The 13532-nt window shown below is 63.1% G+C and carries 18 protein-coding genes; 11 read left to right on the top strand and 7 right to left on the bottom strand.

Annotation, left to right across the window (positions count from 1 at the left end; translation table 11 throughout):
- Positions 1–162: 162 nt before the first annotated feature.
- Together IAE40_RS03610 and hemH are read left to right on the top strand one after the other, a co-directional pair.
- Complete coding sequence (locus IAE40_RS03610; protein ID WP_200602686.1) at positions 163–1068, top strand: TIGR01777 family oxidoreductase; 906 nt, start codon at positions 163–165, stop codon at positions 1066–1068.
- Between the two features lie 13 nt (positions 1069–1081).
- On the top strand, positions 1082–2095 hold the full coding sequence (hemH, locus tag IAE40_RS03615; RefSeq protein ID WP_200602687.1) for a ferrochelatase: 1014 nt from the start codon (positions 1082–1084) through the stop codon (positions 2093–2095).
- A gap of 60 nt (positions 2096–2155) precedes the next feature.
- Here the strand turns inward: hemH and IAE40_RS03620 are convergent, their stop codons facing one another.
- Both IAE40_RS03620 and upp read right to left on the bottom strand, forming a co-directional pair.
- Positions 2156–3430: a uracil-xanthine permease family protein gene (locus tag IAE40_RS03620; RefSeq protein ID WP_054894598.1), complete on the bottom strand. Its 1275-nt coding sequence runs from the start codon at positions 3428–3430 to the stop codon at positions 2156–2158.
- Positions 3431–3432: 2 nt separating this feature from the next.
- Positions 3433–4071 carry a uracil phosphoribosyltransferase gene (gene upp / locus IAE40_RS03625; RefSeq protein ID WP_063542927.1) on the bottom strand — a complete coding sequence of 213 codons (639 nt, stop codon included), beginning with the start codon at positions 4069–4071 and terminating at the stop codon, positions 3433–3435.
- Between the two features lie 165 nt (positions 4072–4236).
- On the opposite strand from upp, the gene IAE40_RS03630 reads away from it, so the two are divergent.
- The 4 genes from IAE40_RS03630 (at position 4237) to IAE40_RS03645 (ending at position 6166) form a co-directional block, all read left to right on the top strand.
- Complete coding sequence (locus IAE40_RS03630; protein WP_054894596.1) at positions 4237–4794, top strand: hypoxanthine-guanine phosphoribosyltransferase; 558 nt, start codon at positions 4237–4239, stop codon at positions 4792–4794.
- A gap of 2 nt (positions 4795–4796) precedes the next feature.
- A complete protein-coding gene (locus IAE40_RS03635; protein ID WP_197892548.1) occupies positions 4797–5270 on the top strand; it encodes a WbuC family cupin fold metalloprotein in 474 nt (157 codons plus the stop codon).
- A gap of 65 nt (positions 5271–5335) precedes the next feature.
- Positions 5336–5806 carry a hypothetical protein gene (locus IAE40_RS03640; protein ID WP_054894594.1) on the top strand — a complete coding sequence of 157 codons (471 nt, stop codon included), beginning with the start codon at positions 5336–5338 and terminating at the stop codon, positions 5804–5806.
- 69 nt (positions 5807–5875) lie between these two features.
- Complete coding sequence (locus IAE40_RS03645) at positions 5876–6166, top strand: PA4642 family protein (protein WP_054894593.1); 291 nt, start codon at positions 5876–5878, stop codon at positions 6164–6166.
- Between the two features lie 85 nt (positions 6167–6251).
- Here the strand turns inward: IAE40_RS03645 and mqo are convergent, their stop codons facing one another.
- Both mqo and IAE40_RS03655 read right to left on the bottom strand, forming a co-directional pair.
- Complete coding sequence (gene mqo / locus IAE40_RS03650; protein ID WP_153772573.1) at positions 6252–7757, bottom strand: malate dehydrogenase (quinone); 1506 nt, start codon at positions 7755–7757, stop codon at positions 6252–6254.
- Between the two features lie 605 nt (positions 7758–8362).
- Complete coding sequence (locus tag IAE40_RS03655) at positions 8363–8596, bottom strand: hypothetical protein (protein WP_153772572.1); 234 nt, start codon at positions 8594–8596, stop codon at positions 8363–8365.
- Positions 8597–8740: 144 nt separating this feature from the next.
- Between IAE40_RS03655 and IAE40_RS03660 the strand changes: the two genes are divergently transcribed.
- Positions 8741–9325, top strand: a complete 585-nt coding sequence (locus IAE40_RS03660; protein WP_054894590.1) for a YajG family lipoprotein — start codon at positions 8741–8743, stop codon at positions 9323–9325.
- A gap of 197 nt (positions 9326–9522) precedes the next feature.
- Here the strand turns inward: IAE40_RS03660 and IAE40_RS03665 are convergent, their stop codons facing one another.
- Positions 9523–9729: a hypothetical protein gene (locus IAE40_RS03665; protein WP_153772571.1), complete on the bottom strand. Its 207-nt coding sequence runs from the start codon at positions 9727–9729 to the stop codon at positions 9523–9525.
- Between the two features lie 157 nt (positions 9730–9886).
- Between IAE40_RS03665 and IAE40_RS03670 the strand changes: the two genes are divergently transcribed.
- Positions 9887–10147: a hypothetical protein gene (locus tag IAE40_RS03670; protein ID WP_054894588.1), complete on the top strand. Its 261-nt coding sequence runs from the start codon at positions 9887–9889 to the stop codon at positions 10145–10147.
- Between the two features lie 85 nt (positions 10148–10232).
- Here IAE40_RS03670 and IAE40_RS03675 read toward each other — a convergent pair whose 3' ends face one another.
- Entirely contained in the window at positions 10233–11399 is a 1167-nt protein-coding gene (locus tag IAE40_RS03675; RefSeq protein WP_054894587.1) for a 1-acyl-sn-glycerol-3-phosphate acyltransferase, read from the bottom strand.
- A gap of 127 nt (positions 11400–11526) precedes the next feature.
- On the opposite strand from IAE40_RS03675, the gene IAE40_RS03680 reads away from it, so the two are divergent.
- The 3 genes from IAE40_RS03680 to IAE40_RS03690 are packed head-to-tail and all read left to right on the top strand — an operon-like array spanning position 11527 to position 12605.
- Positions 11527–11712 carry a CPXCG motif-containing cysteine-rich protein gene (locus tag IAE40_RS03680; RefSeq protein WP_054894586.1) on the top strand — a complete coding sequence of 62 codons (186 nt, stop codon included), beginning with the start codon at positions 11527–11529 and terminating at the stop codon, positions 11710–11712.
- A complete protein-coding gene (locus tag IAE40_RS03685; protein WP_054894585.1) occupies positions 11712–11972 on the top strand; it encodes a putative signal transducing protein in 261 nt (86 codons plus the stop codon). Before IAE40_RS03680 ends, IAE40_RS03685 begins: the two co-directional genes overlap by 1 nt.
- A 12-nt stretch (positions 11973–11984) precedes the next feature.
- Complete coding sequence (locus tag IAE40_RS03690) at positions 11985–12605, top strand: SOS response-associated peptidase (RefSeq protein ID WP_200602688.1); 621 nt, start codon at positions 11985–11987, stop codon at positions 12603–12605.
- An 82-nt stretch (positions 12606–12687) separates the two neighbouring features.
- Here the strand turns inward: IAE40_RS03690 and IAE40_RS25970 are convergent, their stop codons facing one another.
- Positions 12688–13530 carry a methyl-accepting chemotaxis protein gene (locus IAE40_RS25970; protein WP_371105661.1) on the bottom strand — a complete coding sequence of 281 codons (843 nt, stop codon included), beginning with the start codon at positions 13528–13530 and terminating at the stop codon, positions 12688–12690.
- Between the last annotated feature and the right edge of the window lie 2 nt (positions 13531–13532).

Here is a 13532-nt window from a genome sequence, read left to right on the forward strand (position 1 = left end):
AGCAGACTACGCTGTCAGACAAACCTGTACAATACAGAAGTTTTGTATAAGGTTATTCCGCTCGATAGGACAGGTTGGCCTATGTTTATCCGAGAGCTATCGGTTTAAAAAGTGCCTTGATCTTAAAAATAGACCATGGCCGCAGCTTGTGAGGACACAGCCATGCATATATTGCTGACAGGCGGTACTGGGTTGATCGGCCGACACTTGTGCCAGCTCTGGCTCAGCCAGGGTCATCGCCTGACGGTGTGGAGCCGCGAGCCTGGCCAGGTGCCCAAGCGTTGCGGCAGCGGCGTGCGCGGCATCGCTCGGCTGGAGGAGCTGGAGCCGGACGATCCGCTGGACGCGGTGGTCAACCTGGCCGGCGCCCCCATCGCCGATCGACCCTGGACGGCGGCACGCCGGCAACTGTTGTGGGCCAGTCGTGTCACCCTCACCGAGCAGTTGCTGAGCTGGCTGGAGCGCCGCGAGCAGCGTCCCGGGTTGCTGATTTCGGGCTCGGCTGTGGGCTGGTACGGCGATGGTGGCGAGCGTGAGTTGACCGAGGCCTCGCAGCCGGTGAAAGAAGATTTCGCCAGTCAGCTGTGCATCGCCTGGGAAGAGACCGCACAACGTGCGCAAACCCTCGGCATGCGCGTAGTGCTGGTGCGTACCGGGTTGGTACTGGCCAGCGATGGAGGCTTTCTTTCGCGCCTGCGCCTGCCATTCAAGCTGGGTCTTGGTGGGCCGATCGGCAACGGTCGGCAATGGATGCCCTGGGTCCATATAGAGGACCAGATCGGCCTCATTGATTTTCTCTTGCAGCACAACGACGCCAGCGGTCCCTATAATGCCTGCGCGCCAGATCCGGTACGCAACCGCGAGTTCGCCAGGCGTCTGGGGCGGGCACTGCATCGCCCGGCGCTGCTGCCGGTGCCGGCGCTGGTGCTCAAGGCCGGCTTGGGCGAGTTGTCGACCCTGCTGCTGGGTGGCCAGCGTGCGCGCCCGGTGCGCCTGCTGGCCGAAGGTTTCACGTTCCGCTTCAACGATCTGCAATCGGCGTTGGACGACCTGTCCGACCGCCTCTGATATAGGACGCTGCATGACCGATCATGCCCTGCTGCTGGTCAACCTGGGTTCACCGGCATCCACCTCGGTCGCCGATGTGCGCCGCTACCTCAACCAGTTCCTCATGGACCCGTATGTGATCGACCTGCCTTGGCCGGTGCGGCGCTTGCTGGTGTCGCTGATCCTGATCAAGCGCCCGGAGCAGTCCGCCCACGCCTATGCGTCGATCTGGTGGGACGAGGGTTCGCCACTGGTGGTGCTGACCCGCCGCCTGCAGGCGGCCATCACCCCGCATTGGCCGCATGGTCCGGTGGAAATCGCCATGCGCTATGGTCAACCGGCGCTGCCAGAGGTGCTGGAGCGTCTTGCTGCGCAGGGTGTGCGCAAGGTGACCCTGGCGCCGTTGTACCCGCAGTTCGCCGACAGCACCGTGACCACGGTGGTGGAGTTGACTCGCCAGACCGTCGCCGACCGCCAACTGCCGTTCGACATGCGGGTGCTGCAGCCTTTCTACGACGAGCCCGAGTACATCGATGCCCTGGTCACCAGCGCGCGCCCATACCTGGAGCAGGAATACGATCACATCCTGTTGAGCTTCCACGGCCTGCCCGAGCGCCATCTGAAGAAGCTTGACCCGACCGGCTCCCATTGTTTCCAGAGCGCGAACTGCTGCGAAAAGGCCTGTGCCCAGGTGCGCAAGGTCTGCTATCGCTCGCAGTGTCTGGCCAGCGCTGCTGCGTTCGCCAGGGCGGCAGGAATTCCCGATGGCAAGTGGTCAGCCTCGTTCCAGTCGCGGCTGGGGCGGGCCAAGTGGATCGAGCCCTATACCGAAACGCGGCTTGATGAGCTGGCCAAGGCGGGGGTGAAGAAACTGCTGGTGATGTGCCCGGCCTTCGTTGCCGATTGCATCGAGACGCTGGAGGAGATCGGCGATCGTGGCAAGGAGCAGTTCATCGAAGCGGGGGGCGAGGAACTGGTGCTGGTGCCGTGCCTGAACGATCACCCGCAGTGGGCGCAGGTATTGGCAGGGATGTGCGAGAGGGCTTGATTGGGTGATGGCCTCTTCGCGGGTAAACCCGCGAAGAGGCCGATTCGGTTCAACGCCTGGTCAAGGCAACTGGTCATCCAGCTTCTTGTTCTTCCAACCGTCGTTGCCCGGCAGGATCAGGTTCAGGGCAATGGCGACCACGGCGCACAGGGCGATGCCCTTCAGGCCCCAGTCGTCCGGGCCGTCGCCGCTGCCGATCAGCACACCACCGATACCGAACACCAGGGTCACCGAAACGATCACCAGGTTGCGCGCCTCGGAGAGGTCGATCTTGTGGCGGATCATGGTGTTCATGCCCACTGCCGCGATCGAACCGAACAGCAGACAGAGGATGCCGCCCATCACCGGCACCGGAATGCTCTGCAGCAGCGCGCCGAACTTGCCGATGAACGCCAGGGTGATCGCGAACACTGCAGCCCAGGTCATGATCTTAGGGTTGTAGTTCTTGGTCAGCATCACCGCGCCCGTCACTTCGGCGTAGGTGGTGTTGGGCGGACCGCCGAACAGGCCGGCAGCCGTGGTGGCCAGGCCGTCACCGAACAGGGTGCGGTGCAGGCCGGGCTTTTTCAGGTAGTCGCGACCGGTCACGCTGCCGACCGCGATTACCCCACCGATATGCTCGATCGCCGGCGCCAGGGCCACCGGAACGATGAACAGGATCGCCTGCCAGTTGAACTCTGGCGCCGTGAAGTTGGGCAGTTCCAGCCAGGGGGCAGCGGCGATTTTCGCGGTGTCGACCACGCCGAAGGCGAACGACAGGGCAAAGCCCACCAGCACACCAGCAATGATCGGTACCAGGCGGAAGATGCCCTTGCCGAACACGGCGACGATCAAGGTGGTCAGCAACGCTGGCATGGAGATCAGCATGGCGGTCTTGTAGGGCATCAGCGCGGCGCCGTCGCCACCCTTGCCCATGGCCATGTTGGCGGCGATCGGCGCCATGGCCAGGCCGATGGAGATGATCACCGGGCCAATGACCACCGGAGGCAGCATGCGGTCGATGAACCCCGTGCCCTTGATCTTCACCATCAAGCCCATGAAGGTGTAGACGAAGCCTGCTGCCATCACGCCGCCCATGGTCGCGGCCAGGCCGAACTGGCCCTTGGCGAGGATGATCGGGGTGATGAAGGCAAAGCTCGATGCCAGGAACACCGGCACCTGACGGCCCGTGACCAGCTGGAACAGCAAGGTGCCGATACCGGCGGTGAACAGTGCCACGTTAGGGTCCAGGCCCGTGATAAGCGGCATGAGCACCAGCGCGCCGAATGCCACGAAGAGCATCTGCGCGCCCGAGACGACCTGGCGCCACAGCGGGTCGTTGAAGCCGTCCTGCATGGTCAGGCGTCCTTCTGCTTGGTGCCGAAGATCTTGTCGCCGGCATCGCCGAGGCCCGGAACGATGTAACCGTGCTCGTTCAGGCGCTGATCGATGGACGCGGTGTAGATCTGTACGTCCGGATGGGCTTTCTCGACCACCTCGATACCTTCGGGCGCCGCGACCAGGACCATGGCGCGGATTTCCCGGCAACCGGCCTTCTTCAGCAGGTCGATGGTGGCGACCATCGAGGCGCCAGTGGCGAGCATCGGGTCGATGATCAGTGCCAGGCGCTGGTTGATGTCCGGCGCGAGTTTTTCCAGGTACGTGTGCGCCTCGAGGGTTTCCTCGTTGCGCGCCACGCCCACGGCGCTGACCTTGGCGCCCGGGACCAGGCTGAGCACGCCATCGAGCATACCGATGCCGGCCCGCAGGATCGGCACTACGGTGATCTTCTTGCCGGCGATTTTCTCGACCTGGACCTTGCCGCACCAGCCGTCGATCTCGTAGGTTTCCAGCGGCAGGTCCTGGGTGGCTTCGTAGGTCAGGAGCGCACCGACTTCCTGGGCGAGTTCGCGAAAGTTCTTGGTGCTGATATCGGCGCGGCGCATCAGGCCGAGCTTGTGGCGGATCAGCGGATGGCGGATCTCACGAATGGGCATAGGGGGAGGGCTCCGGGAGGCGGGCAAAAAAACCGCGCTAGGTTAATCTATTCAGTCCTTGCTGTCGTGCAGTCATTGAGCACGTTAGTCCATAAATGCTTGATCTGGGACGAGCGGATGCGTACCTTTGCCCGCTTTTCCAAAATGCACCTCCTGGAGAGCGCCATGTCCGCCGATCTCGAGCATATCCGCCAAGTGATGAACGAGGCCGATTGCCTGTACAACGAAGCCCAGGTCGAAGCGGCCATCGCCCAGGTCGGTGAGCAGATCTGCAAAGACCTGCACGACAAGAACCCCGTGGTCTTCTGCGTGATGAACGGCGGCCTGATCTTCGCCGGCAAACTGCTGACCCACCTGCAGTTCCCGCTGGAGGCCTCGTACCTGCACGCGACTCGCTACCGCAACCAGACCAGCGGCGGTGAGCTGTTCTGGAAGGCCAAGCCGGAAATCTCCTTCATCGACCGTGACGTGCTGATCGTCGACGACATCCTCGACGAAGGCCACACCCTCAGCGCCATCATCGACTTCTGCAAGCATGCTGGTGCGCGCTCGGTTTATACCGCAGTGCTGATCGACAAGGACCACGACCGCAAGGCCAGCCCGGACTTGAAGGCTGACTACGTCGGCCTGCCGTGCGTCGATCGCTATATCTTCGGTTATGGCATGGACTACAAGGGTTACTGGCGCAACGCCAATGGCATCTTCGCCGTAAAAGGAATGTGATCATGCGCAAGCCGGCTTTCATGGATCAGGCCTTGTTCGGGGTGTTGGCTGAAAAAGCCGCTGCCAGTCCGCGCGGTCGCCAGCACCACAACTTTCACGAGATGGAAGAACCTTGCCACCGCATGGCAGTCGGTTTGCAGACGAATACCTATATTCCGCCGCACCGTCATCTGAAGGATGACAAGGCCGAGGCGCTGGTGGTGCTCAAGGGGCGTCTGGGGCTGCTGATCTTCGACGAGCAGGGCGCGGTGTGCGACAAGCGCGTGCTCGAAGCCGGCGGCGATTGCCTGGGGGTCGACCTGGCGCCTGGCACCTATCACGGGTTGGTGGTGCTCGAAGATGACAGCATCCTGTTCGAATGCAAGTCCGGCCCCTACCGCCCGGTAGGCGACGGCGAGCATGCCTACTGGGCACCGCGCGAGGGTGAGGACGGGGTGGCACAGTACCAGGCCTGGATGCGCGCGCAGTTCGATTGAGCGTACGCTGCCAGTAGCGATCGATCAGGCGTGCTAGAGTGCTCCCCTATGCCAAGGAGCCCTTCATGCGCGCGATCTTTCCCCTTCTGCTGGCGCTGAGCCTGCCGCTGTCGGCAGCGCCTTTGCACAGCCAGTTCCTCCCGCCTGATGACCTCTCGCTGCGCCAGGAAGAACCCGAGTCGCAACAACTGCTGCAGGTCACCGATTACTCGGTGGTGGTCGGTGCCCAGCGTCAGTCCAGCCAGCAGCCGATTCCCATCACCTCGTCCCTGACCTTGCGCCTGAAGGGCAAGCCCATGAGCAAGGGGGCAACCATCGCGCAGGTGCTGGTCACCTTCGACGGCGAGGGCGGCAAGAGCCTCAAGCGGCCGACCTACGATGACAAGACCCGTACCCTGACGCTGAATTATCCACAGGCCGATTACCGGGTGATCATGGACCTGCTGCGCAACGAGACGCTGTACGTGCAGTTCCTCAGTTACGCCAACGGCCATGTCTGGGCCGACCTGCACACTGGAACCGTACGTACGCGTTGAGGCGCATGGGCAGCCAGCGGTACACTGCCCGCCTTTGAAATGCCCGTGATGGCCCAGTTGGAGTCGGCAATGCGTAAAGACAAGAAGCAGGTTATCGGTGACGAGATCAGCGACGACTACATCAAGACGTTCCTTCAGTTCGAGCCGGCCGATGGCCTGACCTCGCCGTCGCACCACAAGCTGATCAAGGCCTACCGTGGCCTGCGCATCGATGACTTCGAGCGTTTCGTCGGCTTCTTCGTTGAAGCTGGATACGATGTCGATGGCAAGGACGAGCACGGCAAGACCTTCGCCGAAGTGATCGCCGACCAGCGCAACGCGCCCGAGTACATCGAGATCATCGCTAACGCCCGCGGCTGATCCTCGAGCCGGTCCTGCCCTGTTCGCGGCAGGGATTCCAGGCACAAAAAAACGCCCCTCGGGGCGTTTTTTCGTTTCAGCCGTTTCAGGCGTAGTGCTTGGCCGGGCTGTTTTGTGCCAGGTCCAGGGCCACGTCGTTGTCGGCGCTGATCTTGTGGTACAGCGCGGCATCGGCGGCCAGAGTCTTCTCGCGAGCCGGGAAGATCTCCTTGAGCTTGGCAGCCCAGGCGCCCTTGGCCTGTTCGGGGAAGCAGCGCTCGATCAGCTCGAGCATGATCGAGACCGTCACCGACGCGCCCGGCGAGGCGCCAAGCAGCGCAGCCAGGCTGCCATCGGCGGCCGAGACCAGCTCGGTGCCGAACTGCAGGATGCCGCCTTTCTTCGGATCCTTCTTGATGATCTGCACGCGCTGACCGGCCACTTCCAGGCGCCAGTCCTCGGCTTTCGCTTCGGGGTAGAAGCGGCGAAGCGATTCCAGGCGCTGCTCCATCGACTGCATCACTTCGCTGACCAGGTACTTGGTCAGGTCCATGTTGTCGCGGGCCACCGCCAGCATCGGACCGATGTTGCCCATGCGCACCGACAGCGGCAGGTCCATGAACGAGCCATGCTTGAGGAACTTGGTGGTGAAGCCGGCGTAAGGCCCGAACAGCAGGGATTTCTTGCCGTCGACCACGCGCGTGTCGAGGTGTGGCACCGACATTGGCGGGGCACCGACCGCGGCCTGGCTGTAGACCTTGGCCTGGTGCTGCTTGACGATCTCCGGATTGTCGCAGCGCAGCCACTGGCCGCTGACCGGGAAACCGCCGAACCCCTTGCTCTCCGGGATGCCCGACGCTTGCAGCAGCGGCAGCGCCGCGCCACCTGCGCCGAGGAAGACGAAGCGGGCGTCGACTTCACGGCTGTTGCCGCTGTTGACGTCCTTGATGCTCACGGTCCAGCCGTCGCCTTTACGGCGCAGGCCGGTGACCTTCTTGCTGTACTTGACCTGGGCATTGGGGCTGTCGCCCAGCAGCTTGAGCAGCTTGTTGGTCAGGGCGCCGAAGTTGACGTCGGTACCCTTGAGCACGCGGGTGGCCGCGATGTGCTGGTCGGCCGGGCGGCCAGGCATCATCAGCGGCATCCACTCGTTCATCAGCGCCTTGTCTTCGGTGTATTCCATCTCGGAGAACGCGTGGTGCTGCTTGAGCAGCTCGAAGCGCTTCTTGAGGAATTGCACGCCCTTGTCACCTTCGACATAGCTCAGGTGCGGCACGGGATTGATGAAGTCGCGCGGCGAGCCGAAGCCGCCCTTCTTGCTCAGGTAGGCCCAGAACTGGCGGGACACCTCGAACTGGGTATTGATGTGCACGGCCTTCTTGATGTCGATGCTGCCATCGGCGGCCTGGGGCGTATAGTTCAGCTCGCACAGGCCGGCGTGGCCGGTCCCGGCGTTGTTCCAGGGGTTGGAGCTTTCCGCGGCCCCGGAGTCCATCGCCTCGACGACTTCCAGCTTGATCGCAGGGTCCAGCTCCTTGAGCAGTACGGCCAGGGTGGCACTCATGATGCCCGCGCCTACCAGTACCACATCAACCGATTCGTTCTGCGCCATTAACGCGTCTCCACAATCTACAGCACCTAATTGACAGCATAGGACCCCTGGGTTGGCCAGGATCGCCATGTCCGACTCTTCGCAGTTCTTGCAACTTCCGCGGACACCGCCAATCAGTCTTGGGTGTTCGATAATTGAACGCCATTTGCCACGGGTGCGGCAATTCGACTTATGGTCAAGTGTTCCGTCGTGCGTTATGGACCGGCCTCAGGCTCCCATCCAGGATGAGCGCTTTTGCCGTCTGTTCAGGGCTGTTCGAGACGTATCTGCCGCTTTTGCACATGCCAGACTGTTCATTTGCTCGCCACACTCTCGTGAAGTTGTGAAAAACCGTTTTTTCACGCTCTTTTGGAGTCGTGAACCTCAAAAGTGGACTGCGCGGTGGCAACCCGCAGGTTCATGCGCAGCAGACGGCCAGAGACAGCAGGCACGACAGCCAATGCAAGACCTGAGTGGAAGGCTCTCTGTGGGCGAAGCGGTGAAGGTGCCGGGGTCAAGCGGCGAGTGCGGGGCCCGATCAGGAGACGTCCTTATAATCGGGGGGAGATTATAACGAGGTCGCGGGCAGAAAGGTCGTTCTTCTTGGGTTTTTATTGCAGCGTTTGTCAGGCGGGGAGGATGCGTTGCTGCCAACGGCGGCTTGCAGGTACGCAAATCCGGGCACTGTTGGGCAGCGGATGGCCCAGCCAGCCCAGGTGCGCTTCGCTGACCTGGACCCAGCCAACGCCGCTCGGTGCCTGGTGGCACTGCTTGAAGGCCAGGCATTTGCCATCGGCATCCAGGCGGGCGTAGGTGTTGTGGCGCGGGCGTTGGAAGAGCAAGGTCCAGAGCGAGGCCATGGCGGCGAGTCCTGTTTGATCGGGCTGGGGCAAGGATAACGCCGGGGCCATGAAACCATTGTGACAGCAGCTGCGGGCCGATGACTGGCTTGCTCCAGGCTGGGTATACTGTGGGCCTTTGCCGCTTTTTCTGGAGAAATGCGCATGCTGCAACGTCTGTTGTTCGGTTTGATGGCGGTGGCCACCCTGAGCCTGGTCGGCTGTGCACACAGCCCGCAGCAACTCAGCCCGCAACCCAAGCTCACCGCTCAGCTCAATCCGGTAGGTCGTGGCCAGCCGGTGGTCGTGCGGGTGGTCGACGGCCGTGCTTCGCAGTCGCTGGGCACGCGGGGTGGCATGTACCCCGAGACCAGCACCATTACCGTCAACGGCAATGACGTCGTGCCCAAGCTGCAGGCCCAGGCCGAAGCGGCAGTACGCCTGCTCGGCTTCACCCCCACCTCGGGGGCCGGCAGCGCGCCACAGCTGACCGTGACCCTGGCCGAGCTGAAGTACCAGTCGCCCAAGGACAAGATGTACGTGACCGAGGCCACCATCGGTGCCACCTTCCGTGCCGACGTGTCCAACGCCAACCGTCGCTACAGCGGCCGTTACGGCGCCTCGCTTGACCAGCGCTTCGGCATGGCGCCGAACCAGGAAACCAACACCAAGCTGGTCAGTGACGTACTCAGCGATGCGCTGACCCGGCTGTTCAAGGACCCGACCATCGGTCAGGTCCTGGCTGAATAAGCACGCCGCCTGAATGAACAAAACCCGCTGCCTGGCGACAGGCAGCGGGTTTTTCTTTGGTCGGACGATGCCCAACCCCTGGTAGACGTGGTCCCAGTGGGAGCGGGCTTGCCCGCGAACACCGGCTTCGCCGGTGCCATGCACCGCGGTGTACTTTTCGCGGGCAAGCCCGCTCCCACTGGGTCGCGAGTGGGCGGTCAGGCCGCCTCGATGCCGAAATCCAGCATACTCAGCCCGGTGTCCATATCGACCTCCGGCAGGTCCTGGTGCGCGTGTCCGCCCAGGGCGCAATACACCAGCCAGCGCTGGTCGTGGACATTGATCGCGAATCCGTCGATCAGTGCCTGCTGCTCGTCGCTCTGCGAGACGAGGTAGAGACGGTCCTGGTTTTCGGCGTGCAGCATGACAAGCTCCGGTCTGGAAAGGCCGACAGGGTGGCCTGTCTGGATGACGAGCGTGTGACAGATGAAATTTAATGACACTTGGTCGCAAAAAACGGGAGGTTGGGTGGAGCTTGGGTAGAATGCCGGGCTTTGCTTATCGTCGTTTCGAGGTTGCGCGATGTCCCTGCAAGTCCTCTGGGGGTTCCTGGCCGCCCATCCCGCCAAGCTGATCAATGTCCTGGCGCTGTTCATCACCTGCCCCGGCGGCCTGCTGCTGCACAGTGCGCGGCGTCGCCAGAGCGATGTGCGTGAAAGCCTGGCTGCCGAGGAAGGGCTGGTCGATGCGTTCGACCTGCGTGTACCGCGCTACTACTACATCCTGGGCTTCTCGTGCCTGGCGATGGCGCTGCTGTTGTCGTGGTTCAGCACCTGGATCTGAACAGCTTTTCTGCGGCACAAGGCCGCTCCTGCAGGTATGGCGCCGTTCATGAACGCGGCGGTGTTCCTGCGGGAGCGGCTTCGTCTCAAACCACCTCGGCCTGGCGCTTGACCTGGTACTGATTGCGCACCGGCGTCGCATACTGCTGCACCAGGTATGGCCGGTGCTCCGCAGGGCAGGCCTCCAGGCGACGCTGCCACTCCTCCTTGGCGCGTGCCAGCTCCTCGGCCGCAAACACTTTCTCTGCGGCGGGTACTTCCAGCGCCGCGTCCTGCCCGTCCCACATCGCATAGGCCAGGTAGTGGACCGGGAACAGCCGGTAGCCGCCGAGAATCTGCCGGTCGATGGCCAGGGCCAGTTGCTTGGTGTCCTCGTGGTACTCGGTCACCGGCGGTGCGAAGTTGATGTGCACCCGGCCTTTGTAGCCGGTGATGCCCTGGGCGATGCTGTTGTCGTCTTCGCCGGGCACTTTCTTGTAGGTGCCGGTGGTGGCGCGGATATACAGTTCGCGCGCCTTGGCCTGGTCGCAGGGGTCGTATTCGTAGCTGATCGACACCGGGATCAGGTTCAGGCTCTGGATCACTGCGCCGAACGGCTCGTCCTTGCGGCTCATGTGGAACATCTTGAGGATCGCCGAATCGGTGCGATCGTCACCATCCTTGGCACGGCCTTCGGCCTGGGCAATCCAGATCGAGGCGCTGTCGTTGCGGATCGAATGGTTGATGTAGGCCGACAGCAGTTGGTAAGCCGCGAGCTTCTCGCGTCGGCCACTGATCGAGCGGTGCACGATGAAGCTCTTGTTCAGACGCATCATGTCGCTGACGAACGGCTTTTGCAGCAGGTTGTCGCCGATGGCGATGCGTGGCGTCGGCAGGCCGGCGTGATAGACCGCATAGTTGACGAACGCCGGGTCCATGACGATGTCGCGGTGATTGGCCAGGAACAGGTAGGCACTGCCCGACTTGAGCTGCTCGACGCCAGTGTAGGTGACCCCGTCGGTGGCTCGGTCGATGGTGCGGTCGACGTAGTATTCGACCTTGTCCTGCAGGGTCGAGACGCTGGTCACGCCAGCGAACTCCTTGCGCAGGCGCCGGGCGATCAGCGGCTTGAGCAGCCAGCCGAAGGCGCCCGCGATACGCGGGAAACGGAAGTGGGTGAGGATATCGAGGAATGCCGGGTCGCTGAGCAGGCGTGCCAGCACGGCAGGCACTTCAGCGTCGTCGTAAGGTCGGATGGCATCGAATTCGCCCATCATGCTCTCTTGTTGGAAACGGCTAGAGTAATAAAGTAGGGGCGGGGCCGAAAAAAACGGCTCGGACACACACGGACCCCGTAAACAGACCGGCAATTATACGCATAAGTCACTGCGCAGGCCCCCGATGCTCGAAATCGACTTTTATGACTGTCCTTATTGCGGTGAGCGTGTGGAAACCACGGTCGATATTTCCGGTGGCGACCAGCACTACACCGAGGACTGCCAGGTGTGCTGCCAGCCCATCGTGTTCATCCTGCAGGTGCATGGTGACGAATGGATGCTCGAAGTACGCCGCGAGGACGATGCCTGATGCGCCGCATCTACGAACCCGAGAGCCTGATGGAGGCGCAGATGCTGGTAGGCATGCTGGCCAGCGAAGGCGTCCAGGTGCACCTGATCGGCGGCGATCTGGTCGGCGCCATGGGCGATCTGCCGATGCAGGGCTTGCTGGCCCTGGCGGTTGCCGATGAACAGGCCGGGTACGCACGGCAGCTGATCGATGAGTACAATGCCGCCCAGCCCCTTGCCGGGGACGAGCCGGAGAGTATCCCCGGTACCCTGATCTGCTAGGTTTGCTGTCTTATGTGTGGACGTTACGCCCTCTTTCGCTGGTCCCAGGCTTTTGCCGCCCTGCCCGGATTTCCCGCCGACCAGCAGGCCCAATGGAACATCTCGCCTGGGGCGTCGGTGCTGATTCAACGCCGGCTCGACGGCCAGTTGCAGCTGACCAGGGCACGCTGGGGCCTGACCCCGGCCTGGCTCACCGACCTGTCCCGCACCCCCGCCCATGCCCGCGCCGAGACCCTCGCCGAGCAGCCGATGTTTCGTGATGCATTTCGCCAGCGCCGTTGCCTGATGCCGGCCAACGGCTTCTACGAGTGGCGCGGAACGGCGCGCAAGCGCCCGTACTGGGTTACGCCGGGGGAGGGCGCGTCGTTGTTCTATGCCGCGGTGTGGGAGGCGTATCCGGTGCAGGAGCAGGTCTGGCTCAGTTGTGCGGTGGTCACTCAGGCGGCGATGAACCAGCGTCGGCCATTGATTCTCGATGAGGCCGGGCAGGCCGCCTGGCTGGATCCCGACACACCGCTGGCGCGCCTGCACGAGCTGCTGGCCAGCCCTCCAGCGGCGTTGCGCGAGCGGGCGCTGGCGCATCTGGTCAATGATCCGAAGCTCGATGGGCCGGAGTGCCTGACTCCGGCTTGAGATTTATGGCGAGCATTTCGCGGGCAAGCCCACTCCTCACAGAGATGGGCTTGCCCGCGAAAAGAGCGACTCGGTATTTGAATCAAACCCTGAACTGATTGATCAACCGCCGCTGCTGCTCGGCCAGCTTGGTCAGCTCGGCACTGGCCTGGCTCGATTCGTCAGCCCCGCCGGCCACTTCGCCGGCCACCTGGCCGATGTTGATGACGTTGCGGTTGATGTCCTCGGCCACCGCGCTCTGCTGTTCGGCGGCGCTGGCGATCTGGGTGTTCATGTCGTTGATCACCGACACGGCCTCGGTGATGCTCTCCAGCGCTTCGGCAGCACGGCTGGCCTGCTGCACGCTGTCGTCGGTCTTGCCCTGGCTGTCTTCCATCACCTTGACCACATCGCGGGTGCCCTGCTGCAACTGCTGGATCATCTGCTGGATTTCCTGGGTGGCCTGCTGGGTCTTCTGCGCCAGGTTGCGCACCTCGTCGGCGACCACGGCGAAGCCGCGGCCTTGCTCTCCGGCGCGGGCCGCCTCGATGGCAGCGTTGAGCGCCAGCAGGTTGGTCTGTTCGGCGATGGCGCGGATGGTCACCAGGATGGCATTGATGTTCTCGCTGTCGCGGGCCAAGGTCTGCACCACGGTCACTGCACGGCCGATCTCGCTGGCCAGGATGCTGATCGACTGCGAGGTGTCGCGCACGATCTGCATGCCCTGGTTGGCAGCCTGGTCGGCATTGCTGGCCGCGTGCGCGGCGTGGGTGGCATTGCGTGCCACGTCCTGGGCGGTAGCAGTCATCTCCTGCACGGCGGTGGCTACCTGGTCGATCTCGGCCATCTGCTTGTGCACGCCCTGGTTGGTGCGGATGGCGATGTCGGCGGTGTGCTCCGAGGAATCGCTGACTTTCTGCACCGAGGTCACCACCTGGCTGATCATCG

The organism is Pseudomonas sp. S44, assembly GCF_016624805.1.
Taxonomy (GTDB): Bacteria; Pseudomonadota; Gammaproteobacteria; order Pseudomonadales; family Pseudomonadaceae; genus Aquipseudomonas; species Aquipseudomonas machongensis.